This is a genomic window from Pantoea sp. Taur (genome assembly GCF_009830025.1).
Classification (GTDB): Bacteria; Pseudomonadota; Gammaproteobacteria; order Enterobacterales; family Enterobacteriaceae; genus Pantoea; species Pantoea communis.
In genome coordinates, this window is the sequence record NZ_SZZZ01000001.1 from 384652 (window position 1) to 410418 (window position 25767).

Sequence of the window (25767 nt, forward strand, 5' to 3'; positions counted from 1 at the left end):
ATCTCCTTTCAGGTTGATGGGGTAGTGTACGCATCGTTTCATACCGGGGCGCACAACGCGCCAGGCTGAGTCTCTGTTGTGGACTTCTGTGGGTGGAGCAGCTGTTGTAACTGGTCAGGTGAGAGAGGTTTGGTCAGACAGGCATTCATGCCAGAGTCAGTGCCCGCATCGGTCACTTCCTGCTGGCTGAGCGCCGTCAGGCCATAAATGGGCAGTGGCGTGCAACCGGTTTTCTGTTCAGCGGCGCGGATAGCGCGCGTCATGGCAAAGCCATCCATCTCTGGCATGGTGCAATCGGTAATCACGGCGGTAATCTGCTGGCGATACTGCTGCCATAACGCCAGGCCCTCGCGACCATTGTGGGCGGTCAGCACGCGCTGTCCGAGTTTGTGTAACAGCTGGCTCAGCAGCAAACAGGCAGGCGGATAGTCATCGACAATTAATACGGTGCCCGGCTTCGCGTCCGGCATGATGGGCGTGAGGCTCTTGAATGCGATGGGTTTGGCACTAAAATGCAGGCTGACCAGCATGCCTTGCTTCCTATACGTATCCACCGTTAAGGTAGCGCCTGTCGCTGCTGCCAGCCGCGCGCATCCTGCCAGACTGAAACCGGTATCCGCACCGTCATGGGCGGATGAGGTGGCGGGGTGAACGGCTGCGCCTGCGTTGCTCACTTCCATCACCAGCGGCACACCGCTTTTACCTGGAGCGGCTAACTGACAAAGAGCGACTTTAATCTCACCGCAGGCGGCATGTTTGATGGCATTGCGCAGCAGGCTGGAAAGCACGCGGATGATCAGCAACGGATCGCACTCCATGCGCGGTGTATCGATTTCAATTCCGGTGGAAATCGTTAAGCCTTGCTCCTCGGCCTGCTGGCGATACAGTGCCACTGTGCTGTGCACCAGCGAGGGCAGGTTGACCACGCGAATCGCCGCGTCAGTGTCATCATGCTCCGCGCGGAAAATATCAAACATGTCGCTGGTGAGTGTCAGCAGTGAGCAGGCCGATTCATAGGCGGTTTGCAGATTCTCGTTGTAGCTGCCTTTAGCCTGATGACGTGCCATCTCCAGCTCCATCAGGCCAATCATCGCGTTAAGCGGCGTGCGAACCTCATGGCTCATGCTTTTCATAAACGCACTACGTGATTTCAGCACCTGCGCGGTCTCTTCTCGCGCATCCTGTAACTGCTCAATCAGCGTCTGGCGATGGTGTAAATTTTCCGCCAGCGCCCGTAACTTCTGACGTAAAAAACCAATCCAGAAAGCCACCGCCAGCGCGACAGACAGCACGCCCGCCAGCACCATCGCCAGCGTACGCACCGACGGCAGCGAGGTGAGCGGCTGGCTTTCATGATGCGGCGCGCTGCGCCAGCTTTCCGCGATTTTCAATAAGGTTTGCGGCGTGGTTTGCTGCAGGGCACGATTTAAAATCGCTAGCAGGGTGGGATCATTATTGGCGACGGCAAAACTGGCATTGAAAGGGCGTACCGGCAGAGCCAGCGCCGGATAAAGGCGATTTTCTTGCTGATAACGCTGATAGTACTGCGCAGCAAACTGGCTGCTTACTACGCCACGCACGCGTGTGTGATCCAGCCAATCCAACGCCTGCGTCACGCTGTCGCTTTCTACCCATTGCACCATCGGGTACCAGGTTTTCAGCCATGGCAGCAGCGGGCTACGGCGTGACACCGCAATGCGCTCGCCGCTCAGGTCGTGCAGCGTAGCCGGGCGGGTGCTGTCGCGCACCATCATCAATACTGCCGGGGTAACCAGCCACGGCAGAGTCACCTGGCCCGCAGGTTGTGCCGTTTCTGCCTCGCCGGGGACGCTGAGCATTTGGGTCAGAATCGCATCCGGATGGCGGATGATCAGCTGCATCATTTCCCGGTCGCTGTGAGCCACCTTGTAATTAAATTGCAGGCCATAACGTTCGGTGAACAGCTGTAATACGTTCACCGCCAGTCCATCGGGTTGACCGCGTGAATTGACATAGCTGAATGGCGCACGGCGCGCATCAACTAACACGGTAAGCGGCGGGTGCGAACGCAACCAGTCACGTTCGCTGGCGCTTAATGCCAGCGGCTTGATGCCAGCAAGATTGTCCTGATCCAATCCCCAACCCTGCGCAATGCGTAAGCGGCTGACCATCGGCAGATGCTGGAGCACCTCATCCACGGCGCTGAGCAACTCTGGTGCGTTTTTGCTGACGCCGAAACTCAAATTGATATCGCTTTGTGTGGGGTGCGGCACCAGCCAGATATTTTCAACCTGTCGGTTACGCGTGAGAAATCGCGCGGTGGCATGATTCATTACCACGCTGCGACTTTGTCCAAATGCCACGCTGTTGATTGCGTGCTGATAATCCTGAAAGCCAAAAGGTGATTCGCCATGAGGCTCGTGCGGTAGCGGATTGACATCATCCAGCATGGTCAGCAGATCATTTTCCAGCGGCAGGGCGCTGTTGCCGCGTTGGGCTGACGTGACCATCACGCTCCGGTCGTGCAGCCAGGGCAGTGACGCTTTCACCTGATTCCATTTATCCAGTGCCGGATTCCACACCGCTAACATGGTGATATCGCCGCGACTCAAGGCGGCGAGTGCTTCATCTCTGCCGCGGTAGTGCTGCAAACGAAAGTGCACGTTTAGCGTGCTCTCAATCACCGCAAGGTAATCCGCGTCAATCCCCGCCAGCTGACCGCGCTCCAGACCCTGGCTGATCGGCGGCTGCGAGATGCCCCAAATACCGACATCGATCACCGGATGTGTCTCCAGCCAGGCATTGACCTCGGGTGAAAAATCGAGGGCAGGCGGATTGATCTCAACACGCGGCAATAACGCTAACGGCTGTGTTTCGGCTTGCAGCAGCGCGGGTAAGCCAAGCAGTAACATCAGTCCGGTGATCAGTGAGGCAAGCAGATTCATGATTAACGAGGTCTATTCGGTTTTCGCACGGTAGGTTCGGAAAAGTCCGGCTATCATGCCTGGCAGCGGGGCGAAAGAAGACAGGGATTGTCTTGGATCAACAGGCATAAGTATTTTCTGACACGCCCTTAAGGGAAGGCCGATTAAGAAAGGTCTTGTCAGTGGGTATTCTGCTGTTCTTTCCCGCGCACGCACTGACAGAGGTAGATGATGCAACGACACACACACCCGGCGATTTCCGTCGTTCTGTTGGATGATCATCCGATGATCCGACTTTCGTTTGAGTTTGCGGTCACCCGTCAACCCGACATCAAGTTACTGGGCAGTTTTAGCACCAGTCGTGACCTGATGAGCTGGTTACCCGCCTGTCGTCCGGATGTGCTGGTGCTGGATTACATGCTGGATGACGATGAGCTGGATGGCTTGTCGCTGATCCGTCAAATTCGTGCGCGTTTCCCGGATATTCATATCCTGATGACGTCTTCCATGGAGAGTTTGGCGGTGATCCACGCTGCACTGCTGGTGGGCGTAAAGGGTTACATCAATAAGCGAGAAGAAACGAAACGCTACTTCGATGCGATCCGCGCAGTGGCGGCGAATGGGCGCTTTATCCCGGATAACATCGCGCAAGATTTGTCGCAAATGCCAACACGTAACCGCAACGTCCCGGTAATCGAGCAGACGCCAGGTAGCGTGTTGTTACCGATGTGCGAGCGCATTAATCGCTTGCTGACACCGCGCGAAGCCGAAGTGATCCGTCTGTATCTGGACGGCATGAGCGTGATTGACATTGCCGGGAAACTAAAACGCAGCCGTAAAACCATCAGTGGTCACAAGCAAACCGGCATGAAAAAACTCGGACTGAGTTCCGATCCGGAGCTGTTTAAGTTTCGGGATGAGTTGTTTAAATAAAGTGCGAGTAATTTTCTTGCCAGGGACTATCAGCACCCCAATTCTCACGGCCAGGTCTAGAACGGCACCATAGACATAAGCGTCATTCAGCAAACTCGCTGAATCGCCAGTGGGCATGAGCGCTTTGGGTGGGATGCGGTGCGGGGATGATTTCCCCTGCCATCAAACTGGGCAGGGGATGTGATTGTTTTTGCTCTGGCCGTTTATCCATGTCCAACCCCCTCGATTTCGTCCCTTGCGGCTTCAATCACCCGCTCTGAGTGTTTCGCCAACATATCCTGTGGGCGTTGACCACCAAGAAAGCTGTTCACTGACAAGAACCAGAACGCGATTCCCCAACCATCTTTATGATCTGCGAATATCTTCAACACCTCAGAGAGCGCTTTTAATGGTCGAAATTGCGTATTGCGATCCAGACCGTAATCCGGGAAGTAATCAATGCCATTGTGGTGAATCGCAAATATCTGGCCGCTTTTTTTCCATTTATTCGGTTGAGCACTGGGATTGGTAGTACTCAAACCGGCTAACTGCGAGACGTCAGCGGCGGTTAACCAGTTCCCACTTTCCAACACGGCTTTACGTGCTTGCAACAGCATGGCCGCTTCTTTCATCAGGTGTGGTGAGGCAGGGGCCTTGGGCAGCATCGATCCAACCAATATCTCGAGTGACTGCTTCTCCTGCCGCTCTTTAAAAACTTCAAACATGGTTGAAGCTACAGTAGAAATATTTTCTGTCAGCGTACTGAGCACGCGCAGGTTGCTGATGTTATCGAAGGACACCACTAATACCTGATTAGCCTGAGATTTTCCTAACCGTGTTTTGACTTCTTTAGGGGTGCCAATCAATGTGGAAACCCCTGCATGTTGTTCGATGAGACTCATGGAGGAACTCCTGATTTGGTTATGTTGATTATTGAATATTATCATAACCTAAATAGCGTTCAACTGTCTGTGTGATTAATTTTTACCCACATTCAATCCCTCCTCGCAACTATCCCAAACCCAACAATTTTTGAGCTAAATTATCATTTAGAGCTAAATCCACACCGTTTAATGGGATTTCGTTCAAATCCTGATAACAGTTTTGCAACTTAGTCGTTAGGATAGCGCCGGTTGGCTTTCTCCTCTTTTGTCTCAGCATCAGGTAACCCCATGAAACGACATTTTGCACCCGAAACCGTTTCTGTAGTTAAAAATGGAACCGGTTCCACCCGCAGGGAATTTCTGCTCGCCACACTCGGATTAACCGTGACGGGTGCGGTCGCAGCCCTGCCAGGGAGGGCGTTTGCGGCCAGCGTGATTCACGCCAGCGACGCGGTGAAACAGTTTGTGCAGATCTCACAAGCAATCACCGAACACAAACATCTGGATGTGACTCTTGCTGCGCGCTTTTACTAGGTCCTGGCGCAGCGTGACGCGCAGTTTGTGCCCCGTCTTGCCCAACTCAGCGCGTTGGTCACTCCGCAAATCAGTGCCGATGATTTTCTGGCAAAAGCCAGTAGCGCGGGCCTGCATGATTTCCTCTATCAAATCGTCACGGCCTGGTACACCGGCACGGTGGGGGATGACTATCACGGCACGCTGGTGGCTTACAAACAGGCGCTGATGTATCAGACGGTCAGCGATGGTTTGGTGGTGCCGACTTACTGCGGCAATGGACCAATCTGGTGGACCGCACCGGTGCCGGATGAGCACGACGGTCATATCGAACAGCTGTAATTTCCTCAAAACTAAAACGACAAAAAATCATGAAAAAACCAACTTTTACTGCGCAGGGTGATGCCTCCGCGGACATTGTGATTGTGGGCTCAGGTGTGGTCGGTGGATTGATGGCGAACGAACTCGTCAGTCAGGGCTACTCGGTGCTGGTACTGGAAGCAGGTTTACGCATTGACCGCGCGCAAGCGGTAGAAAACTGGCGCAACATGCCGTTTGCGAATCGCGCTGGGTCAGATTTCCAGGGACTGTATCCGCAGTCCAAATTCGCGCCCGCGCCGCTTTACTTCCCGCCGAACAACTATGTCAACGTGACCGGCCCTAACGCGTCCAGTTTTCAGCAGGGCTATTTGCGCACCGTAGGCGGCACCACCTGGCACTGGGCGGCATCGTGCTGGCGTCATCACCCGAGCGATTTTGTGATGCAGTCAAAATACGGCGTCGGACGTGACTGGCCAATCAGCTATGACGAGCTGGAACCGTGGTATTGCCGCGCGGAAAACGAAATTGGTGTGGCGGGGCCGAACGATCCGCATATGCAGTCGCCGGTTGAACGCAGCCAGCCTTACCCGATGGATATGGTGCCGTTTGCCCACGGTGATAACTATTTCGCCAGCGTGGTGAATCCGCACGGTTACAACCTGGTGCCGATTCCACAAGGGCGCAGCACGCGTCCGTGGGAAGGGCGTCCAACCTGCTGCGGCAACAATAACTGCCAACCGATCTGCCCGATCGGCGCGATGTACAACGGCATCCACCACATTGAACGCGCCGAGCGGAATGGCGCAGTGGTGCTGGCCGAAGCGGTAGTTTACAAAATCGATACTGATGGCAATAACCGCATCACCGCCGTGCACTGGAAAGATGCGTCTGGCGCCTCGCACAAAGCTTCGGGTAAAGCGTTTGCATTGGCCTGTAACGGCATCGAAACTCCGCGTTTGCTGCTGCTGGCGGCTAACGGCGGTAACCCGAACGGCATCGCCAACGGTTCCGATATGGTCGGTCGTAACATGATGGATCACTCCGGTTTCCACTGCTCATTCCTCACTGAAGAACCGGTGTGGCTGGGACGTGGACCGGCGCAAAGTAGCTGCATGGTCGGCTATCGTGATGGCGAGTTCCGTCGCGATTACTCGGCTAACAAAATGATTCTGAATAACATCTCGCGCGTAGTGGCAGCCACCCAACAAGCGTTGAAGAAAGGCCTGGTCGGCAAAGCGCTGGATGAGGAGATTCGCTATCGCTCGGTGCACAGCGTTGATATCTCCATCAGTCTCGAACCACTGCCGGATCCGGAAAACCGTCTCACTCTAAGCAAAACCCGCAAAGATCCGCACGGCCTGGCGTGCCCGGATATCTATTACGACGTCGGCGATTACGTGCGTAAGGGCGCGGAAGTGTCGTATGAGCAGTTAGAGAAAATCGGCAAGTTGTTTAACGGCAAAGAGTTCGCTATCAGCAAAGGCCTGAACGCCAACAACCACATCATGGGCGGCGTAATTATGGGCAAAAGTGGCAAAGATGCGGTCGTGGATGGCAACTGCCGTGCCTTCGATCATGAAAACCTGTGGCTGCCGGGCGGTGGCGCGATCCCTTCCGCCAGCGTGGTCAACAGCACCTTGACCATGGCGGCGCTCGGCCTGAAAGCGGCACATGACATCAGCCTGCGTATGAAGGAGTTCGCATGAAAACGCTGCTTGCAGGTAGCTTATTCGCGCTGATGGCGTATGGCGCACAAGCGGAAACACTGGACGTGAATTTGCTGCGTCAAGGTGAACAGGTTGCCACCGCGTCTGATTGCCAGGCGTGCCACACTGCGCCGGGCAGCAAAAATCCTTACAGCGGTGGATACGGTATTGCGTCACCGATGGGCACCATTTACGCCACCAACATTACGCCGGATAGCAGCGGCATCGGCAATTATAGCGAGGCCCAGTTCTCCGAGGCGGTGCGGCACGGTGTACGCGCGGACGGCGCGCAACTCTATCCGGCGATGCCATATACCTCTTACAGCATGATGACCGATGAAGATCTGCACGCGCTTTACTACTACATGATGCATGGCGTCAAAGCGCAGGCGCAGCACAACCCGCAGACTGATTTGCCATTCCCATTCAACCTGCGCTTTAGCATGCGTTTCTGGAACATGATGTTCGCCAACGACAAGATGTGGCAGAACGACGGCAGCAAAAGCGCGGAGTGGAATCGCGGTAACTATCTGGTCAACGGCCTGGCACACTGCAATACCTGTCATACTCCGCGCGGATTTATGATGCAGGAGCAGCAGGATCATCCACTTGCTGGCGGACCGCTGGGCAGCTGGTATGCGCCAAACATCACGTCGGATGAGGTGAGCGGTATTGGCGGCTGGAGCGATGACGAGCTGGTGCAGTATCTGAAAACCGGACGCGCACCGGGCAAAAACCAGGCCGCGGGCGGTATGGCGGAAGCGGTTGAGCACAGCCTGCAATATCTGCCGGATAGCGATCTGCATGCTATTGCCACTTACCTGAAAGGCACCGCACCAATTCGTGATGAAGGGGACACCATTCCAGCCTTCAGTTACGGCGCGCCTTATGATGTGGAAAACAGTGTGCGTGGGCGCAACCCGAACAACGCCAATCACTCGCTGGATAACGGTGCGGCGCTGTTCAGCGGCAACTGCGCCAGCTGTCACCAGCCAGATGGCGCGGGCAGTGCTAACCAGGCCTATCCATCATTGTTCCATAACACGGCAACCGGACTGCGTAATCCCAACAACCTGATCTCGGCCATTTTGTTTGGTGTGCAGCGCGACACGACTGATCATCAGGTGCTGATGCCGGGCTTCAGTTCGCCGTCGTATGTCGACAAACTGAATGACCAGCAGGTCGCCGATATCAGCAACTTCGTGTTAGCGCATTACGGCAATGCCGAGGTTACCGTGACGGCGGGTGATGTGGCGTGGGTGAGAAAGGGCGGTCATCCACCGCTGCTGGCGCGTCTGCAACCGATGATGTTGCCGGGTATGATCGGCGCGATCATTGTGTTGCTGGTGGTGATTGTCGCGTGGCGCTTGATGCGTCGCAGGCGTGGTTGAAATGATATCAGGCACCAAAACCAAAGACGTCATGCCCTTATTATTAACAGTACGCACTGAAGCTTAATAGCAGGCTGGGGGCGCTTTTGGGCTGGCATTTCGCAGCGCTGAACGGAGTGAGGAAGCCAGGAGAGCCAGCATGGATGCTGGCGAAAGGCGCAGCCGGAACAGGGATGTTCCGTCTGCGCCGGTCCGCCCGGCTGACGAATAAAGTGAAGGTACCGCGTTAGCGGCGCGAGGACCGGCAGCCCAAAAGCGACTCCAGACTGCGTTATCACCCGTCACTTAACTAACCAGCATTTCACCATTAATGGCGACCTTGTTGCGTGTCATGTTACGGCATCAGGTTACACCTGCTATTTCAGCCACCAATCCTAATCAATCATCCCGCCAAAAATCGTATGGCTGCGCTTGATGGCTCTAAAACCGGAGAATTTTGCCCCTGCGATCACGCCGTAAGTAACACAGTTTCTTAACATTCATCCCAGTGATTAGGATCGCAATAATTATTACCAAACTCTCTTTAATAAGAAGCCATAGAGTTTACGCATGGTTGCGCAAAGAGAGAGGGCGTTATGCACGAGAAAATCCCCGGAACACGTTGGTATCGCGTTATTGCCCCGATTTTAATTACCTGCATCATCTCGTTTATGGACCGTGTGAACATCAGTTTCGCGCTGCCGGGCGGCATGGATCAGGACCTGGCGATCACCAGCCAGATGGCCGGTATGGTCAGCGGCATCTTCTTTATTGGTTACCTGTTCTTACAGGTGCCGGGTGGACGTATCGCGGTGAACGGCAGCGGTAAACGCTTTATCGCCTGGTCACTTATCGCGTGGATGATAGTCTCTATCGCCACCGGCTTCGTCACCAACCACTATCAACTGCTGGCGCTGCGCTTTGTGCTGGGTATCTCCGAAGGCGGTATGCTGCCAGTGGTACTCACCATGGTCAGCAACTGGTTCCCGGAAAAAGAACTCGGACGCGCCAACGCCTTCGTGATGATGTTCGCGCCGTTGGGTGGCATGTTTACCGCGCCGATCTCGGGTTACATCATCAACGTACTCGACTGGCGCTGGCTGTTTATTATCGAAGGTTTACTGTCTGCGGCGGTGCTGCTGGTGTGGTGGCTGGTGATCGCCGATCGGCCGGAAGAGGCGCGCTGGCTGCCCACGCGTGAAAAAGAGTACCTGTTACGCGAACTGGCGCGCGATCGTGCGGTGCATAGCAATGCGGCACCGGTCAGCAAAGCGCCACTGAAAGCCGTGTTCCGCAATTCGGGGTTGATGAAACTGGTGGCACTGAACTTCTTCTATCAGACCGGCGATTACGGCTACACGCTGTGGCTGCCGAGCATTCTGAAAAATCTCACCGGCACGAATATGGCGGGGGTGGGGTTGTTAGCGGCGATCCCGTTTGTTGCCACTATTCTGGGGATATATGCGATTTCGTGGCTCAGCGACCGTACAGGAAAACGCCGTTTGTGGGTGATGGTTTCCCTGTTCTGCTTCGCCGCTGCGCTGCTGGCATCGGTGGTGCTGCACAGCAATATCGTCGCGTCATACATTGCGCTGGTGGTGTGTGGTTTCTTCCTGAAAGCGGCGACTAGCCCATTTTGGTCGATTCCCGGCCGTATCGCCTCGCCAGAAGTCGCGGGAGGTGCGCGTGGCGTAATCAACGGGCTGGGTAATCTGGGCGGATTCTGCGGGCCGTACCTGGTCGGCATAATGACGATGCTATATGGGCAGAGTGTGGCGGTGTGCTGGCTGGCGGGATCGCTGGTGGTGGCCGGCATTATTACGGCACTGCTGCCGCGTAATTGCGATATCAATCCGTCAGCTCCACGTAAAATCGGGGCGGATGAGCGGCTGATGAGCGTGAAATAAATGGGTGCGCTGCCGTTAGCAGCGCAACGCTTGCCACGCAGACACCATTTTAGAGTGGCACGTAAAGTTCATTAGTAGCGGCGTGCTAAATTCTTCATATTCAAATTTATCGAAGATTTTTTCCTTTCCAAACCCCAATTATTTGAATAAATCACCCCGCATCGGCATGTCTTATTGCTGGTGCGTAAGCATTCCGCTAAGAACACGCAAGCAAAATGAAATAACCCTGCGCGGCAAGATATGAAAGGTGTATGATTTTTTTGAGACTTAAGTCCAATGTAAATCAGAAAAAACCTAATTCATTGCAACATTGCGTGAGTATTCGTATGCCACTTACTAACGCCAGGGTACTTAATCTGGGAACGACTTCGCTCGTGCTGTATTCAGATTGCCAATATACCGTAGCCGGCATTTCAGCCATGATGCGTGAGAGATTTCCACAGCAACCAACCGGCAGTACCATCATTATCGTCAATGCCTGCTCGATGTCTCTGGAGGCAAGAATGAATGATGTTTTCGTATTAAGAAAAAGATACGGCGAACGCGCATTTATTTTTGTGCTGACGCAGGATAACGACAATTACGAGATCTATTCCCGTATTCATTTTGTTTCGCTGAGATCATCAGCCAATGCGCTACTGTGCTACATCATGAGTGCGGTGATACTGCATGAAAGTAGAGCCGTCAGGTTATCGCTGCAAAGTATGCAAATCATCTACATGAAATCATTGGGTGTTGAGATTGCGGATATTGCATCGCTGATGAACAGAAGTTATTCAACGATAAAAAACAACTTTTCATACTGCAAAAGGCGTTTGCATATCAGGAGTTCATTTTCTGAGCGAGCACTGATCTATATTGCGAAAGGTATTGTCTGTAAACAATAATAAGGCGGGTCATGTCACAGCTGGTTTTGGTTTTTGTATTATGTTTAGTGCTGGCATTTTCTATTTATGCCATCGTTCATGGTAAAAAGAAAAAGCGCTTTTACAGCAGAAGAATTTCAAGTCGCCGCTAAATTCGGCAGCAAAATTGAATCGCCCAGTCACCGCGAGTCGGTTGCTGGGCGCCTTGTCAGCAAAAGCGCTTAACACCTCGCCATGTGGAAAACTTCCGGAGAAGTCAGGTCGAGAGCAGGGCGCGCTTAAACGAGAAAATATGAGCCCGTGCGGCATCGGCCGCTCGTTGCGTGTCACCGGATTCCAGCGCGTCAATAATCTCATTATGCTCCGCAATGACTTCATCCATATGGACGACATTGGACAACGTTGTCGCCCAAAAGCGCTGTGCCTGCGCATGAATCACACTCAGAATATCTGACAGCCGACTGTTTCCGGCGATATCGGCCAGCACCTGATGAAATTCGCGATCCAGCAACATCATTTCTTCGCGACTACGTGATTCGCTCGCTCTGGCGACTTGCTGGTTCAGTTCGCGCAGCTGTTGAATGTGTGAATCAATCACTTTCTGACTGGCTAGTTCAACACACAGGGTTTCATTGACCAATCTCACCTCAATTAACTCCAGTGCATCATCTATCGACAAAGGTGCCACCATCACGCCTTTGCGCGGGATGATCTGCAATAACCCCTCGGTGGCCAGTCGATGGATCGCCTGATTGATCGGCGTGCGGCCCATGGCCAAATCATCCATCACCTGCGCGGTATTTAAATATTCACCCGGCTTGTAGCGAAGCGTGATGAGCTTGTGTCTGAACGCCAGATAAGCCTGTTCATTTAAAGAGAGGCTCTTTTCCCGGCTGGCTGGGTTCACATTTTCAGTAACTGACTCACTCATCACGACGTTCCTTTTTTTGCCAATGAGACATATTACACAAAAATCTGGCATGAAAATCGCTAGTTTGAAAACACAGTGAAATTTCACAGTGATTTTTCAAATGGAGATCATCACATGCACCTTCAGTTCACAACCGGCGATAAAGCCGCTAGCACGCTCGATGTCGAGGTCTCCCATTTCATTATTGCGGGTTGGGCCGGACGCGATAGTGATGCGGTGTTGCACCATATCAGGGAGCTTGAAGCACTGGGCGTGCCCGCTCCCGGTGCAGTACCGTTGTTTTACCGCGTTGCGACCAATCAACTGAGCCAACAGCCACTGCTGGAAGTGGTCGGCGATGAAACCTCCGGGGAAGCTGAGCCCTTTGTGTTTTTCCATCGGGGCGAATGGTGGGTCTCCCTCACTTCAGATCACACCGATCGTTATCTGGAAACCTTCAGCGTTGCCCTCTCCAAACAGGCCTGTATTAAACCGGTTGCCAGCAAAGCCTGGCGCATGAGCGAGGTGGTTGAGCACTGGGATACGCTGGAGCTGACCTCGTGGATAAAAGAGCAGGGCGAATGGGTGGTTTATCAGCAGGGCACGCTGTCCTCATTACTGACACCACAAGATCTGCTGTCCCGCTATCTGAACGACAGCCCGGCTAAAGAAGGATTGGCGATGTCCTGCGGCACGCTGAGTGCGATTGGCGGTATTCGTCCCTCCAGTGAATTCCGCATGGCGCTGCACGATCCCCAATTGAACCGCACGCTGGAACACGCTTACTGCACTGGCGCGCTGCCAGTGGTCGCTTAAGGAGCATGCTCATGACCACACTCTGGGAAGTCAGTCAGCAGCTTCAGGCAGGAAATGCCTCTCCTGAAGTTTTCACTGAATCGGCATTGCACGCGGCGCAGGATTCGGCAAAGGAAGGGGAACTGGTCTTCACCCAACGCTATGCCGCACAGGCCTCACAGCAGGCCATCGCGGCAGGCGAGCGCTGGAAAACCCAGCAGTCTCTAAGTGCCATTGATGGATTACCCGTCAGCATCAAAGACCTGTTTGATGTGCAAGGCGAGCCAACCACCGCGGGCTCACATTTGCTGCTAAATGCAAAACCGGCGGCAGCGAATGCCAGCGTGGTCGATCGCTTACATCAAGCAGGCGCCGCGATTGTGGGTAAAACCAATATGACGGAGTTCGCCTTCTCCGGGCTGGGTATCAATCCGCATTATGGCACTCCGGCCAACCCGTGGCAGCGCGCAGAAAAACGTATTCCAGGCGGTTCTTCCTCGGGTGCAGCTGTCGCCGTCGCCGATGGCATGTGTCTTGGTGCCATTGGTACTGACACCGGTGGATCGGTGCGCATTCCAGCCGCGCTGTGCGGCTTGACTGGCTTTAAACCCACTGCGAATCGCATCAATCAAGCCGGTACGTTGCCGCTCTCTGCCTCGCTCGACAGCATCGGCGTGATTGCCCATGACGTGCGCAGCTGCTGGCTGCTGGACAGCGTCATCGCGGAACAGCCGCTTGAACTCCAGCAGGTGGAGTTACGCAATGCTCGTTTCGCTATCCCGCAGACCCGCGTGCTGGAGGGGCTCGACGAAGACGTTGCGCAAGCCTGGAAAAATGCCATCGAAGCACTGGAACAGGCCGGTGCCACCCTGGTTGCACTGCTGCTTGAAGAGTTGGATGAGTTGAACAGCATGAATGCGCGTGGCGGCATTACCGCATACGAGGCATGGCAATGGCATCAACAAACCGCACTGGTGCAACCCGAAGCTTATGATCCTCAAGTGTTGGTGCGTGTGCAACGCGGCAGTTTGTTGACCGAGCACGATGCCATTGAACTCCATCAACAGCGCAAAGCGTGGCAGCACCGCATCAATAGCGCGCTGGCAGATTTTGACGCGTTGCTGATGCCCACCGTGCCGCGTATCGCGCCGACCATCGCGTCATTAGAGGATGCGCAGCAGTACATGGAAGTCAACGCGCTGATGCTTCGTAACACCAGCGTGATCAATATGCTGGACGGCTGCGCACTCTCTTTACCCTGCCATCAAACCGGTTGTGCACCGGTTGGCCTAAGCCTTGCTTCTGTTCATGGTGATGACGCCCGCTTAATCAGCTGGTCGCTCGCCGTGGAAACTGCCCTCAACTGGAGATCCTGATGATGACTCAACCCCACGGCATGCTGTTTGTTGCTACCAACATTGGCGCTGAAGACGAAGCAGACTTCAACCAATGGTATGACCATGAACATGTAGAAGAGCGCGTCGCGATCGCTGGCTTCCTGACCGGAATGCGCTATCAGGCTATCCATGCAAAGCGCAAATATCTTGGCCTGTATGAAACCGAGGCGCTGGAAGCCTTTACCAGTGCGGATTATCACGCAGCCTTCACTCGCCAGACCGAATGGTCAGTGAAAAATCTGCAAAAGATGGTTAATCCAATGCGTCGGGTCAGCGCGGTCACTCACAAGCATGGTAAAGGCACCGGCACCCATCTGGCAGTGGTGACGTTGAACGCGCTGGATGCTGATGTGTTGACCGCGTGGCAGCAGCAAATTAGCCACACGCCGGGCTATATCGCATCCAGTCTACTGACCCCGGATGTGGTGCTCAGTTCTCCGTTGCCAATGGAGAACAAAGAACAGCGTCAAATGCTGCCCATGCTGCTGATTCACTGCAGTGACGCATCAAGCTGTGACCAACTGGCCGCACACGCGGCGGAATTGATGACCGGCGATGTTCAACGCTATGCCTTTAGCTGGCAGTTAACCAAACAGGAGTTGGCACATGGCTAATACAGACTCTTCATTGCAGCAGACGGTGCGTGATAAGCGGACGGCGTCGAAAACCGGGCGCCTGGCCGCGGCCAGTTCCATCGGCACCGCGCTGGAGTGGTACGACTTCACCGTCTACAACATTATGGCGGCACTGGTGTTTAACCATGTGTTCTTCCCCAGTTTTGATCCGCTGGTTGGCACCATTCTGGCGTTTTCGACCTATGCGGTAGGTTACATTTCACGTCCGCTGGGCGGTTTTGTGTTTGGTCATCTGGGGGATGTCGCAGGGCGCAAAGCCGTGTTGATCATCACGCTGGTGATCATGGGCGTCACCACCGCCTTAATGGGCTTGCTGCCAGGCTATGCGGTGTGGGGCATCTGGAGTCCGGTGCTGTTGGTCGCGCTGCGTTTTGTGCAGGGCATTGCGCTGGGCGGTGAATGGGCGGGTGCCGTTTTACTGTCGATGGAGCACGGTGATGCTGATAAACGTGGGCGTAATGCATCTTTTGCACAGGTGGGGCCTTCCTGCGGAACCTTGATTGGCACCGGGTTTATCACCCTGGTGACGGTGATGATGAGCGCCGATCAGTTCCAGGCATGGGGCTGGCGCATTCCATTCCTGCTGAGTCTGCTGCTGGTGCTATTTGGATTGTGGCTGCGTCGTGGTGTGGAAGAGACACCGACCTTTGTCGCGATGCAGGCTGCGGAAAAAACGACGCATACGCCACTGAAAGAAGTGTTCGTCAACTATCCGAAACAGCTGCTGATTGCGGGGGGATCGCGTATCGGTTCCGATGTGCTCTACGCGCTGGTGGTGGTATTTACCCTGACGTACGTCACCACCGTATTACAGCTGCCACGCCCGCTGGCCTTGATGGCCACGATGTTGGGCGCAATAGGGAATGCGATCACCGTCCCGATGTTTGGCGCGCTATCTGATAAATGGGGACGCCGACCGGTTTATATCATGGGTGCTGTATTAGCTATCGTCTGGTCTTTCGTGTTCTTCGTGTTGTTAGACAGCACGCAGCCGATGCTGATTGTGCTGGCGGTGATAGGGGGGCTGCTGATCCATGCAATCATGTATGGACCACAAGCCGCGTTCGTCACGGAACAGTTTCCCAGCCACGTTCGCTATGCCGGGTCATCACTGGCTTACACGCTGGCAGGTATTGTCGGTGGAGGGTTTGCGCCGTTGATCATCACCACGCTCTATAAAGAAATGGGCAGTACGCTGTGGGTGTCGCTGTATGTTACGCTGGCGCTGCTGATCACGCTGTTTGCCTTGTGGAAGGCAAAAGAGACGGCGCATAAGCCGTTGTAAATTAAACAATCGCGCCGTTACCGCGGCGCGATACATCTGGCATTAAAATTCTGCCGATTTTGCTCTTATAGGCCTTTTGAAACAGAATCAAAAAATGTGATGTTATTTTTAAAGCTTGATAGAATGTGAAGTTGTATCCGAAAGGTAATCGCGAAACGGAGAGGGCTAAATGAGTAATAACAGAAATGAGCAGGCCACCTATGCAAAGCCATCTCGTGCGGACATTACCCGCTCTGTCGCAACGTCAACGGCGGTGGAAACAGGGCAGCCATCAGCTAAAATTGAAGCCTCACTTGAAGCCGCTCGAAAGAAATTCGCACATCTTCGCCTGGCTTAGTGGCTTCTCAATGCCTCCCATACCCAATGCTGCATTGGCTCGTAATTCAGTGACATACCTGAATGTATAGCTGAAATGTATTGGGCTTTATTACATTCCCAGCTATGATAATTCAAGGTCTTATAACCAGCCTGAACCGCCATCACATCGGCTAAAAGTCGTGATAATCGTCCATTACCTTCTCTAAATGGATGGATCAATATTAGCTCGACATGCGTAATTGCAATTGCTTCGATGAGTTGTTCTTCGCTCATGATTGAGCAAGGCGTGTATTTTGAAAGATACTTCAAATCGAAATCGTTCAGCAGTTTTGGCAATTGAGCGGAAGGCGCAAACATAAAGCCGCCTTTGCTAATGTTTACTGTCCTCTCTTGTCCAGCCCATGCGTAAATGTTGCCCAACCAACGGTGATGCCAGGATTTAATCATTGCCACATCAATGTGTTTCATAGGAAATTGTTCTTCGAAAACTGAGCGATAGAGCTGCTCTAACAAAACCAGCTCGGCACCATCCATTTCTTCAGCATTAGTGATCCCAAGTTTATTTTGAAGAACCTGCTCGCAAGACTCATTCTCATACTTACCCTCACTACTTGAAACGTTGTATCGATTCATGATTTAGCTCGAAATAAGTCAAGGTGTGAGGTAATCATAACCTCCGGGAAATAATGCAACAATAACCTTTAAATCAGCGCATTACAGTTATGGTGTGAGAATGAGCTTTTCTTCATTTTTTGTGATCATTCTTTGAATATTAATGTTTAATTACATATGCATGAATATGCATATCATCGCAGTCAAATTTTGAACACTCACACATATTCCCACCAATCGTTGACCAACCGCAAATTTCTGTCATCTCAATCATTACTCTCAGGCTAACGATCCCACTTTCAGGTTGATTGATGCCCACACCGCTTAAGACCACACTTTCCTGCGTTGACGTAATCAAGCGATTCGCTCATTCAGGAGGTTAGTCATGTCATCAGGACAACAAACGGCGCGAGTGTGGAATACGCGCCGCATTGAAAAACAGCGGCGGCAGGCGTCGTTGCCGGTGCAGGGCAAAGTATTACCCACCGATCAAATGGTTGAGATGCTGGAAAAATTAATCTCGCCGGGCGACCGCGTCGTACTGGAAGGCAATAACCAGAAACAAGCTGATTTCCTCTCGCGCATGCTGGCCGAGGTCAATCCGCAAAAAGTGCACAATCTGCATATGATCATGCCGAGTGTGGGCCGCAGTGAACACCTCGACATCTTCGAAAAAGGCATCGCCCGTAAGCTCGATTTCTCCTTCTCCGGCACGCAAAGTCTGCGCATTTCGCAGCTGCTGGAAGACGATCAGCTGGAAATTGGTGCGATTCACACTTACATCGAGCTCTATTCCCGCCTATACGTTGACCTCGCGCCCAATGTCGCGCTAATCGCCGGATTCAAAGCTGACCGTAAAGGCAACCTCTACACCGGGGCGAGCACCGAAGACACGCCAGCGTTGGTCGAAGCCGCAGCCTTCCACGACGGGATTGTGATCGCGCAGGTCAACGAACTGGTGGACGACGAGTGTGATTTGCCGCGCGTCGATATCCCGGGTTCGTGGATCGATTATGTGGTGGTGGCTGACAAACCCTTCTTTATCGAACCGCTGTTTACCCGCGATCCGCGTCTGATCAAACAGGAACACATCCTGATGGCGATGATGGCGATCAAAGGCATCTACGCCGAACATCAGGTGCAATCGCTCAATCACGGTATTGGTTTCAATACCGCCGCCATCGAATTGCTGCTGCCGACCTACGGTGAACAGCTCGGTTTGAAAGGCAAAATTTGTAAACACTGGACGCTGAACCCGCACCCTACCTTAATTCCCGCCATCGAAAGCGGCTGGGTCGAGAGTGTGCACTGCTTCGGTGATGAACTGGGGATGGAAGAGTACATCCGCGCGCGCCCGGATATCTTTTTCACCGGAGCCGATGGTTCGATGCGCTCTAACCGTGCCATGTGCCAGCTGGCAGGCCAGTATGCCGTCGATATGTTTATCGGCTCAACCCTGCAAATCGATGGCCTGGCAAACTCCTCAACGGTCACGCGTGGTCGTCTCTCTGGCTTTGGTGGCGCCCCGAATATGGGCCACGATCCGCACGGTCGTCGTCATGCCACTGCCGCCTGGCTGGCAATGAAAAATGGCGAAGATGCCATGGAACGTGGTCGCAAGCTGGTGGTGCAGATGGTGGAAACCTTCCAGGCAGGCGTGAAGCCGACCTTCGTAGAAAAACTCGATGCCATTGAAGTGGCGAAAAACTCTGGAATGCCGCTGGCGCCGGTAATGATCTATGGCGATGACGTGACGCATGTGCTGACCGAAGAGGGTATTGCCTACCTCTATCGTGCGCAGGACCTCGAAGAGCGTCGGGCTATGGTGGCAGCGGTGGCTGGTATCACCGATATCGGATTGGGCGTGGATGCCAAACGCGTGGCAGAACTGCGTCGCAGCGGCAAAGTGGTGTTCCCGGAAGATCTTGGGATTCGCCGTTCTGATGCCACCCGTTCACTGCTGGCGGCCGGTAGCGTGGCCGATCTGGTCGAGTGGTCGGATGGCCTCTACAACCCACCGGCAAAATTCCGGAGCTGGTAATGAAACGACTCGCGCCGCAATCGGTTGAAAGCCGCCTGCATCAACTGGCACAGCACGCCACCGATTGCCTGATTGAAGAAGTGAACCTGACGCCCAAGCCGGGGCTGGTGGATCGTCGCGGCAGCGGCGCACATCAGGATCTCTCGCTGGCGCTGATGGAGCGTTCTGCCCGCAGCCTGACCCCGACCTTTTATGTGCTGGCGCAACAGTGCTGGCAGCGTCCAGCGGATATCGCACTGCGCGAAACCGTGGGCCGCCTTGGTCGCGAAGGGGAGCGTCAGATGATGGCTGCCACCGACGGGGTGAATACCCATCGTGGCGCGATCTGGGCATTGGGTTTGCTGGTCAGCGCGGCGGCGATGCGCGGCGGTGAGGCAAGCAGCGATCAACTCTGCACTCGTGCCGCTGAACTGGCTTGTTTACCGGATCGCCACGCACCCAAAACCTTCAGTAAAGGGTTACGTGCCGTGCATCGCTTTCAGGTGCCGGGCGCACGTGAAGAAGCGCAACAGGGCTTTCCGCATATCACGCAGCTGGCATTGCCGCAGTTGCAGCGCAGTCGAGAAGCCGGGGCCGATGAAACCGAGGCGCGGCTCGATGCGCTGATGGCGATTCTGACCTCGCTCAGTGATACCTGCGTGCTGAACCGTGCGGGCATGCCAGGGTTGCTGACCTTACAACGCGGTGCGCACGCGGTGTTACAGGCGGGTGGTACTGCGCACATAGCGGGTCGTCAGGCTTTACAACAACTGGATAGCGCGATGCTGGCGCTGAATGCGTCTCCCGGCGGCGCGGCTGATTTACTCGCCGCCACGCTGTTTATCGATCGCGTCAGCATCGCCACTCATTGATTAAGAGGTTGCTATGGAAAAGATAACGTTGTCTTACCCGGCACGTCGCACGCTTAGCGGAAATGCGCTGGCGGGCGTAGTGGGATCGGGTGATATGGAAGTGCTGTACCGCGCGGATAACAGTGCCGTGCTCAGCGTGGCGATCACTACCTCGGTGGATAACAGCAAAGCGCGTTGGGACGCGTTGTTCAGCCGCCTGGCGGAACTGACTGAACTACCGGCGGGCCAACTGGTGATCCACGATTTCGGTGCTACGCCGGGTGTCGCGCGTATCCGTATCGAACAGGTGTTTGAGGAGGTAAACCATGCGTGATGACAGCAGCTTTATCGAATTATGCGCCCGTCAGCGTGCGCTGGCATTGCTGGACAGCGGCAGTGCGCGCGAGCTGCTCGATCCGTTTGAAGGCGTCATGTCGCCGTGGCTGGAGAAGCAAGGCATTGTGCCGCAGGCCGATGACGGCATGGTGGTGATGAAAGGCACGCTTAACGGCAATCCCACCGTGGTAATTGCCATTGAAGGCACCTTCCAGGGCGGCAGCATGGGGGAAGTCTCCGGCGCAAAAATGGCCGGTGCGCTGGAGTTGGCGGCTGAAGACAATCGCAACGGCATTCCAACCCAGGCCATTCTGTGTCTGGAAACCGGCGGCGTGCGCTTGCAGGAAGCCAATTTGGGGCTGGCGGCGATTGCGGATATTCACGCCGCCATCGTCGATCTGCGTCAATACACACCGGTGATTGGCATTGTTGCCGGGACCGTTGGCTGCTTTGGCGGGATGTCGATTGCCGCCGCGCTGTGCAGCCATCTGATTGTGACGCGTGAAGCACGTCTGGGATTGAATGGCCCGCAGGTGATTGAGCAGGAAGCGGGCATTGATGAGTATGACTCGCGTGACCGCCCATTTATCTGGAGCATGACCGGTGGCGAGATTCGCTATCAAAGCGGGCTGGTCGATGCGCTGGTGTCAGACGGTGTCCAGGCGGTGAAAACGGCAGTGGATGCAGCGTTGGCGCAAGGGGTTCCGGCACAGCATCGCAGCGAAAACTATGCATTTTATCTTGAGCGTTTAAGCCATTTCGATACCGCTCAACAGGCCAGCACAGCCACCATTCATCAGGTCTTCCATCCGGAGGTGAAATCATGAGCGCATACAACAGTCGGGGTGAGCTGTGGCTCAGCCAGTTAACCGGCGGCGCTGCCCGCCACACTGGCCTTTGCCCATCCGTGCAGGTCGCGGATGCCGAACTCAATGGCGAAACCGCTCGTTTTATTGCCGTCGTTCCGGATGCGCACAATCGCTATCCACGCGCTGCGCAAGGCGAAGTCGGTTTGCTGGAAGGCTGGACGCTGGCAAAAGTGGTGCAAGAGACCATTGCGGAAGACGCCGCAAACGCAGTGAAGCGACCCATCATTGCGGTGATTGATGTGCCAAGTCAGGCTTATGGCCGCCGTGAAGAGGGCTTTGGTATTCATCAGGCACTGGCGGGCGCTGCGGGTGCTTATACACAAGCGCGTCTGGCCGGGCATCCGGTGATTGGGCTGATCGTGGGTAAGGCGATGTCCGGCGCGTTTCTGGCGCACGGTTATCAGGCCAATCGACTGATCGCGTTTAACGATCCAGCTGTGCAGGTGCACGCCATGGGCAAAGACTCGGCGGCGCGTATCACCCTGCGCACCGTGGAAGCGCTGGAGAAACTTGCTGCCAGCGTACCGCCGATGGCCTATGACATCCGTAATTACGCCACGCTCGGCCTGTTGTCTTCTCTGCTGGACATCACCCATCCGGATGCGCCGACGGCCGAAGAGGTCACGCGCGTTAGAGCCACACTGGCGGAAGCGATTGACGATACGCGCCGTGTGCCGGGTCGAGGTTCGCGCCTGGCGGCACCGAATCGTCAAAGCTCGGCACTGGTGCGCGAACGTCTGCGCGCCAGTTGGTAATACCCTAATAATAAAAAGCATTAAGTCAACCTGCCGGCTGTCAGTATGCCGGACGCACGCGGCGTCCGGCCTCTGCGGCAACTGATAAATTCAACACCATCGCGTCAGTACTCACTCTTTTAATAACAAACAGGTGATTTATGACTTACGTGATTCTGCATGCTCTGGCTCCGATCTTCATTATCATGTTGCTCGGATTCTGGGCCGGCAAAGCCAAAATGGTTGATAACAAGAACGTCTCTTTACTGAATATTTTTGTGATGGATTTTGCGCTGCCCGCCGCGTTGTTTAGCGCCACGGTACAAACGCCGTGGAGCGGGATTGTGGCGCAGATGCCGCTGATTGTGGTGCTGACGCTGGCGATGTGGGTGGCCTATGCGGTGCTCTATTTTGTTGCCACTAAAATCTTCAAAAAGTCGCCACAGGATGCGGCTGTATTGACGCTGACCGTGGCGCTGCCTAACTATGCGGCGCTAGGTTTACCGATTCTCGGCAGTGTAGTGGGCGAAGGCTCAGCAACCTCACTGTCCGTTGCCGTTTCTATTGCCTGCGGGTCGGTACTGATGACACCGTTCTGCCTGCTGATTCTGGAGCGTGAAAAAGCGCGCACCGCCGGGGAAACGCAGCGATCAACGTTGGCAATGCTGCCGGTGTTGATGTGGCGTTCGGTGAAAAAACCGATTGTGCTGGGACCGCTATTGGGCGTGGTGCTGTCAGCCATTGGCATCAAAATGCCGGATTTGGTGCTGGCCGCGATTAAACCGCTCGGTCTGGCTGCCACCGCCGCCGCACTGTTCCTGACCGGGGTGATCCTCTCGGCACGTCAGCTGAAAATCAACAGCATGGTGATCAGCTCGACAGTGACCAAACTGCTGATCCAACCGTTACTGGCGTGGGGCATTGTGATGTTGTTTGGTTTGCACGGCACCGTCGCGATCACCGCGATTCTGATGATAGCGCTGTCGGCGGGCTTCTTCGGCGTGGTGTTTGGCAATCGCTTTGGCGTGCAGTCGCCGGATGCCGAAGCGGTGCTGTTACTGAGTTCGCTGCTGTCGATTGTGTCACTGCCGCTGTTTATTAGCTTAACTTCAGGAATGTAATGATGACTATCCTCCCACACGATCTGCTCTGGCTGCACGCTGATACCACGCTGCTCGACATTAAGGAAAGCTGGGTGGCGCAACAGTGGAACGCTCAGCAGCCGGTCGTGGTGCGGCGTGATGTGATGCGGCAGGATCGCATTCCGATTGGCGTGCGTGGCAGTGCACGCCATCAACGGGCGGCGGGATGGGTGCGGGAGCAGGATGTGCTGCGGATTGATACACCGGAGGGGCTACTGGCGCATGCAAGCGATTCTGTGTTTCGCGCATTACCCACGGTTGAGGCAGTGATGCAACTTCATCAGCAGCGCTGGTCATGGTCGTGGGGCGTGACCGGCAGCACGGGATTTGCCTTAGCGACCGGTTTGCCGGTGCTGCATGCCTCGAGCGATCTCGACCTGTTAATTCGCGCACCGCAGCCGTTGCAGGCGGAGGAGGTGACGGCCTGGCAGCAACAAGTGTCACGTTTGCCCTGTCGGGCTGATACCCAAGTGGAAACGCCGGTGGGTGCCTTCGCGCTTAATGAGTGGCTGCGCGAGGGGCGCGTATTGCTGAAAACCGCACGCGGTCCACGCCTGACAACGCTTCCCTGGACGGAGGACATAAAATGAAAACGCTGTTCACTTTTCCGGGGCAGGGCACGCAACGGTCTGGCATGCTGCAGTCGCTGGCGCGCGATGAGACCTGGCAAGTGGCGCATGAGGTGCTGGGGGAGGAGTTGATGCAACTCGATTCCCCCGTCGCACTGCAACATACGCGCGCGGTACAACTGGCGCTGCTGATTACGGGCGTGTCGGCGGCACGCCAGCTGATATCCCGCGGATTACAGCCCGATATGGTGTGTGGCCTGTCGATTGGTGCGTATCCTGCGGCGGTGATCGCAGGGGTTATAGATTTTGCCGATGCTCTGCACCTTGTGGCGCTGCGCGGTGAACTCATGGAGCAGGCGTATCCGCAGGGCTATGGTTTGACGGCTATCAGTGGGATGACGCTGGCGCAAGTTGAAGCGCTGGTAGATGGACAAAACAGTTTCATTGCCAACATTAATGCCGAAACACAGATTGTGATTGCGGGAAGCGATAGTGCCATGGCCACAGTGGCGCAGCAGGCGCTGGCGCAGGGGGCACAGCGAGCGCAGCGGCTGGCGATCAGCGTGCCTTCACATTGCGCGCTACTGGATAGCCCAGCGCAGCAGCTCAAAGCCGCTCTGGACAAGGTCAGGTTACAACGTCCGCCATTAGCGTATTTAAGCGGCAGCAGCGCTCGCGTTCTCTGGCAGCCGGAGCGTATTGCTGAGGATCTGGCGATGAACATGGCGCGCAGCGTGCGCTGGCATGACGCGATGGTGGCGGCGAAAGAACGTGAAGTGCGTCTGGTGATTGAGATGCCGCCCGGTGAAGTACTGACGGGCTTAACGCGTAGTGTGCAGTGCCAGGGCGAGTGTATCGCCCTTGAGCGCAACGGCGCTGAAGTGGCGCTGCGTCTGTTTCAGCGGCTGGCGCGCTGAACTTTTTCCTGCAAACTCAGGGCGAACATACGCCCTTCAGCCACCAGTGCCAGCAGATTTGGATCATGTTCGCGGTTGCGCGGAAACACGATAGCGATCTGCTGTCGCATTTGATACGGCTCGGCTAAGCGTAGAAAACGCAGATCGTTTTCATACTGCTTACGCATCCTGCCCGGCACCAGCGAATAGCCCATGCCGGCCTGCACCAGACTGAGCATCGAGAAAATGTCATTCACGCGCGTGACGATGTTGGGTTCAAAGCCGGCCACGTGGCAGGCTTCCTGAAAACCGGCAAAGGTGGCAAAACCTTCGGCTAGCGAGACAAAGGGTTTGTCACTGTAGCTGCGCAGATCGATATCTTTCTCGCTTTTATCATCGCCACCCGCTGGCACGGCGAGGAAGATGTCATCCTGGAACAGCGCGACCTGCTCAAAAATCTTTTCATCAATCTCGGCTTCGCTAACAGAAATGATAATCGCATCCAGCTGATTGTCTTTCAGCGCGCGCAGCAGCAAATCATTGGAACCCATGGTGAGGTTGAATTCTAACTCGGGGCGGCGCAGTTTCATTTTCATGATCAGACGCGGCACGGTTTCCAGCGACAGAGAATATAAGGTGCCCACACGCAGATGCCCCAGACCAATCCCTGCGGTGCGTCGTGTTTCATCAATGCCCTGACTCAGCGTGGCCAGCGCTTCCCGGCTGTATTCCAGCAGCGTCGTAGCGGCGGGCAGTGCCACCAGGTTGCGGCCTTTATGTTCAAACAGCGGACAACGCAAACTCTCTTCCAGCGTGTGCAGCGCACGATGCACGCTCACGGTGCTAATTCCCAGCGTTTCTGCCGCTCTGGCGAGGTTTTCCGTTTCCATGTAGCAGCTGAAAATCAGCAGCTTGCGAATGGTGAGATCATTGTCGAGGGTAAGTTTCATGCCGGTTTCACGTCGTAAATCAGGGGTGCCACTATAGCGTTAAGTCGTGACGCGGGTTAGTCAAAA

Annotated in this window: 23 protein-coding genes and 1 pseudogene; 19 read left to right on the forward strand and 5 right to left on the reverse strand. The window is 54.9% G+C overall.

The window, feature by feature from the left end:
- Positions 1-38: 38 nt before the first annotated feature.
- Entirely contained in the window at positions 39-2924 is a 2886-nt protein-coding gene (locus FD744_RS01755; protein ID WP_160867058.1) for a response regulator, read from the reverse strand.
- 210 nt (positions 2925-3134) lie between these two features.
- On the opposite strand from FD744_RS01755, the gene FD744_RS01760 reads away from it, so the two are divergent.
- Positions 3135-3836: a response regulator transcription factor gene (locus FD744_RS01760; RefSeq protein WP_160867192.1), complete on the forward strand. Its 702-nt coding sequence runs from the start codon at positions 3135-3137 to the stop codon at positions 3834-3836.
- Positions 3837-4039: 203 nt separating this feature from the next.
- Here the strand turns inward: FD744_RS01760 and FD744_RS01765 are convergent, their stop codons facing one another.
- Positions 4040-4717 (reverse strand): hypothetical protein, encoded by a 678-nt coding sequence (locus FD744_RS01765; RefSeq protein WP_160867059.1) that lies wholly within the window; start codon positions 4715-4717, stop codon positions 4040-4042.
- Between the two features lie 270 nt (positions 4718-4987).
- Between FD744_RS01765 and FD744_RS01770 the strand changes: the two are divergent.
- From FD744_RS01770 to FD744_RS01790, 5 genes and pseudogenes are all read left to right on the forward strand, one after another.
- Positions 4988-5554 (forward strand): annotated as a pseudogene (locus FD744_RS01770) (sugar dehydrogenase complex small subunit).
- A gap of 29 nt (positions 5555-5583) precedes the next feature.
- Positions 5584-7239 (forward strand): GMC family oxidoreductase, encoded by a 1656-nt coding sequence (locus FD744_RS01775; protein WP_160867060.1) that lies wholly within the window; start codon positions 5584-5586, stop codon positions 7237-7239.
- Positions 7236-8630 carry a cytochrome c gene (locus FD744_RS01780; protein WP_160867061.1) on the forward strand — a complete coding sequence of 465 codons (1395 nt, stop codon included), beginning with the start codon at positions 7236-7238 and terminating at the stop codon, positions 8628-8630. The genes FD744_RS01775 and FD744_RS01780 overlap by 4 nt, the downstream gene beginning before the upstream one ends.
- Before the next feature lie 575 nt (positions 8631-9205).
- Entirely contained in the window at positions 9206-10516 is a 1311-nt protein-coding gene (locus FD744_RS01785; RefSeq protein WP_160867062.1) for an MFS transporter, read from the forward strand.
- Between the two features lie 326 nt (positions 10517-10842).
- Positions 10843-11403 carry a hypothetical protein gene (locus tag FD744_RS01790; protein WP_160867063.1) on the forward strand — a complete coding sequence of 187 codons (561 nt, stop codon included), beginning with the start codon at positions 10843-10845 and terminating at the stop codon, positions 11401-11403.
- A 235-nt stretch (positions 11404-11638) separates the two neighbouring features.
- Here the strand turns inward: FD744_RS01790 and FD744_RS01795 are convergent, their stop codons facing one another.
- Positions 11639-12313: a GntR family transcriptional regulator gene (locus tag FD744_RS01795; RefSeq protein WP_160867064.1), complete on the reverse strand. Its 675-nt coding sequence runs from the start codon at positions 12311-12313 to the stop codon at positions 11639-11641.
- 114 nt (positions 12314-12427) lie between these two features.
- Here FD744_RS01795 and FD744_RS01800 point away from each other — a divergent pair, with 114 nt between their 5' ends.
- From FD744_RS01800 to FD744_RS25295, 5 genes are all read left to right on the forward strand, one after another.
- On the forward strand, positions 12428-13108 hold the full coding sequence (locus FD744_RS01800) for a DUF2848 domain-containing protein (RefSeq protein ID WP_160867065.1): 681 nt from the start codon (positions 12428-12430) through the stop codon (positions 13106-13108).
- A gap of 11 nt (positions 13109-13119) precedes the next feature.
- Complete coding sequence (locus tag FD744_RS01805; protein WP_160867066.1) at positions 13120-14463, forward strand: amidase; 1344 nt, start codon at positions 13120-13122, stop codon at positions 14461-14463.
- Positions 14463-15098, forward strand: coding sequence for a DUF4286 family protein (locus FD744_RS01810; protein WP_202403359.1), 636 nt, complete (start codon positions 14463-14465; stop codon positions 15096-15098). The genes FD744_RS01805 and FD744_RS01810 overlap by 1 nt, the downstream gene beginning before the upstream one ends.
- Entirely contained in the window at positions 15091-16404 is a 1314-nt protein-coding gene (locus FD744_RS01815; protein ID WP_160867067.1) for an MFS transporter, read from the forward strand. Before FD744_RS01810 ends, FD744_RS01815 begins: the two co-directional genes overlap by 8 nt.
- 169 nt (positions 16405-16573) lie before the next feature.
- Positions 16574-16741, forward strand: coding sequence for a hypothetical protein (locus FD744_RS25295; protein ID WP_166932583.1), 168 nt, complete (start codon positions 16574-16576; stop codon positions 16739-16741).
- Here FD744_RS25295 and FD744_RS01820 read toward each other — a convergent pair.
- Positions 16738-17355: a Fic family protein gene (locus FD744_RS01820; RefSeq protein WP_160867068.1), complete on the reverse strand. Its 618-nt coding sequence runs from the start codon at positions 17353-17355 to the stop codon at positions 16738-16740. The two genes, FD744_RS25295 and FD744_RS01820, sit on opposite strands and share 4 nt — an antisense overlap.
- A 364-nt stretch (positions 17356-17719) precedes the next feature.
- Between FD744_RS01820 and mdcA the strand changes: the two genes are divergently transcribed.
- The 8 genes from mdcA to mdcH all read left to right on the forward strand — a co-directional run bounded on the left by mdcA (position 17720) and on the right by mdcH (position 24772).
- A complete protein-coding gene (mdcA, locus tag FD744_RS01825) occupies positions 17720-19375 on the forward strand; it encodes a malonate decarboxylase subunit alpha (RefSeq protein WP_160867069.1) in 1656 nt (551 codons plus the stop codon).
- The gene (locus FD744_RS01830) at positions 19375-20226 is read left to right on the forward strand and encodes a triphosphoribosyl-dephospho-CoA synthase (RefSeq protein ID WP_160867070.1); all 852 of its coding nucleotides are present in this window, start codon (positions 19375-19377) and stop codon (positions 20224-20226) included. The genes mdcA and FD744_RS01830 overlap by 1 nt, the downstream gene beginning before the upstream one ends.
- Before the next feature lie 13 nt (positions 20227-20239).
- Positions 20240-20539 (forward strand): malonate decarboxylase acyl carrier protein, encoded by a 300-nt coding sequence (mdcC, locus tag FD744_RS01835; protein ID WP_034830400.1) that lies wholly within the window; start codon positions 20240-20242, stop codon positions 20537-20539.
- Complete coding sequence (locus FD744_RS01840) at positions 20532-21368, forward strand: biotin-independent malonate decarboxylase subunit beta (RefSeq protein ID WP_160867071.1); 837 nt, start codon at positions 20532-20534, stop codon at positions 21366-21368. The genes mdcC and FD744_RS01840 overlap by 8 nt, the downstream gene beginning before the upstream one ends.
- Positions 21365-22165, forward strand: a complete 801-nt coding sequence (mdcE, locus tag FD744_RS01845) for a biotin-independent malonate decarboxylase subunit gamma (protein WP_160867072.1) — start codon at positions 21365-21367, stop codon at positions 22163-22165. Before FD744_RS01840 ends, mdcE begins: the two co-directional genes overlap by 4 nt.
- Positions 22166-22305: 140 nt before the next feature.
- On the forward strand, positions 22306-23265 hold the full coding sequence (locus tag FD744_RS01850) for an AEC family transporter (protein ID WP_058961684.1): 960 nt from the start codon (positions 22306-22308) through the stop codon (positions 23263-23265).
- A complete protein-coding gene (locus FD744_RS01855; RefSeq protein ID WP_160867073.1) occupies positions 23265-23876 on the forward strand; it encodes a malonate decarboxylase holo-ACP synthase in 612 nt (203 codons plus the stop codon). The genes FD744_RS01850 and FD744_RS01855 overlap by 1 nt, the downstream gene beginning before the upstream one ends.
- A complete protein-coding gene (gene mdcH / locus FD744_RS01860) occupies positions 23873-24772 on the forward strand; it encodes a malonate decarboxylase subunit epsilon (protein WP_160867074.1) in 900 nt (299 codons plus the stop codon). The genes FD744_RS01855 and mdcH overlap by 4 nt, the downstream gene beginning before the upstream one ends.
- Here the strand turns inward: mdcH and FD744_RS01865 are convergent.
- Positions 24754-25701 (reverse strand): LysR family transcriptional regulator, encoded by a 948-nt coding sequence (locus FD744_RS01865; RefSeq protein ID WP_160867075.1) that lies wholly within the window; start codon positions 25699-25701, stop codon positions 24754-24756. The genes mdcH and FD744_RS01865 overlap by 19 nt on opposite strands.
- Positions 25702-25767: the final 66 nt, after the last annotated feature.

What these genes read in the sequence shown, in the direction of transcription:
- FD744_RS01755 (WP_160867058.1), bottom strand. Translation starts at nt 2,924, where the DNA reads ATGAATCTGCTTGCCTCACTGATCACCGGACTGATGTTACTGCTTGGC.
- FD744_RS01760 (WP_160867192.1), top strand. Translation starts at nt 3,135, where the DNA reads ATGCAACGACACACACACCCGGCGATTTCCGTCGTTCTGTTGGATGAT.
- FD744_RS01765 (WP_160867059.1), bottom strand. Translation starts at nt 4,717, where the DNA reads ATGAGTCTCATCGAACAACATGCAGGGGTTTCCACATTGATTGGCACC.
- FD744_RS01775 (WP_160867060.1), top strand. Translation starts at nt 5,584, where the DNA reads ATGAAAAAACCAACTTTTACTGCGCAGGGTGATGCCTCCGCGGACATT.
- FD744_RS01780 (WP_160867061.1), top strand. Translation starts at nt 7,236, where the DNA reads ATGAAAACGCTGCTTGCAGGTAGCTTATTCGCGCTGATGGCGTATGGC.
- FD744_RS01785 (WP_160867062.1), top strand. Translation starts at nt 9,206, where the DNA reads ATGCACGAGAAAATCCCCGGAACACGTTGGTATCGCGTTATTGCCCCG.
- FD744_RS01790 (WP_160867063.1), top strand. Translation starts at nt 10,843, where the DNA reads ATGCCACTTACTAACGCCAGGGTACTTAATCTGGGAACGACTTCGCTC.
- FD744_RS01795 (WP_160867064.1), bottom strand. Translation starts at nt 12,313, where the DNA reads ATGAGTGAGTCAGTTACTGAAAATGTGAACCCAGCCAGCCGGGAAAAG.
- FD744_RS01800 (WP_160867065.1), top strand. Translation starts at nt 12,428, where the DNA reads ATGCACCTTCAGTTCACAACCGGCGATAAAGCCGCTAGCACGCTCGAT.
- FD744_RS01805 (WP_160867066.1), top strand. Translation starts at nt 13,120, where the DNA reads ATGACCACACTCTGGGAAGTCAGTCAGCAGCTTCAGGCAGGAAATGCC.
- FD744_RS01810 (WP_202403359.1), top strand. Translation starts at nt 14,463, where the DNA reads ATGATGACTCAACCCCACGGCATGCTGTTTGTTGCTACCAACATTGGC.
- FD744_RS01815 (WP_160867067.1), top strand. Translation starts at nt 15,091, where the DNA reads ATGGCTAATACAGACTCTTCATTGCAGCAGACGGTGCGTGATAAGCGG.
- FD744_RS25295 (WP_166932583.1), top strand. Translation starts at nt 16,574, where the DNA reads ATGAGTAATAACAGAAATGAGCAGGCCACCTATGCAAAGCCATCTCGT.
- FD744_RS01820 (WP_160867068.1), bottom strand. Translation starts at nt 17,355, where the DNA reads ATGAATCGATACAACGTTTCAAGTAGTGAGGGTAAGTATGAGAATGAG.
- mdcA (WP_160867069.1), top strand. Translation starts at nt 17,720, where the DNA reads ATGTCATCAGGACAACAAACGGCGCGAGTGTGGAATACGCGCCGCATT.
- FD744_RS01830 (WP_160867070.1), top strand. Translation starts at nt 19,375, where the DNA reads ATGAAACGACTCGCGCCGCAATCGGTTGAAAGCCGCCTGCATCAACTG.
- mdcC (WP_034830400.1), top strand. Translation starts at nt 20,240, where the DNA reads ATGGAAAAGATAACGTTGTCTTACCCGGCACGTCGCACGCTTAGCGGA.
- FD744_RS01840 (WP_160867071.1), top strand. Translation starts at nt 20,532, where the DNA reads ATGCGTGATGACAGCAGCTTTATCGAATTATGCGCCCGTCAGCGTGCG.
- mdcE (WP_160867072.1), top strand. Translation starts at nt 21,365, where the DNA reads ATGAGCGCATACAACAGTCGGGGTGAGCTGTGGCTCAGCCAGTTAACC.
- FD744_RS01850 (WP_058961684.1), top strand. Translation starts at nt 22,306, where the DNA reads ATGACTTACGTGATTCTGCATGCTCTGGCTCCGATCTTCATTATCATG.
- FD744_RS01855 (WP_160867073.1), top strand. Translation starts at nt 23,265, where the DNA reads ATGATGACTATCCTCCCACACGATCTGCTCTGGCTGCACGCTGATACC.
- mdcH (WP_160867074.1), top strand. Translation starts at nt 23,873, where the DNA reads ATGAAAACGCTGTTCACTTTTCCGGGGCAGGGCACGCAACGGTCTGGC.
- FD744_RS01865 (WP_160867075.1), bottom strand. Translation starts at nt 25,701, where the DNA reads ATGAAACTTACCCTCGACAATGATCTCACCATTCGCAAGCTGCTGATT.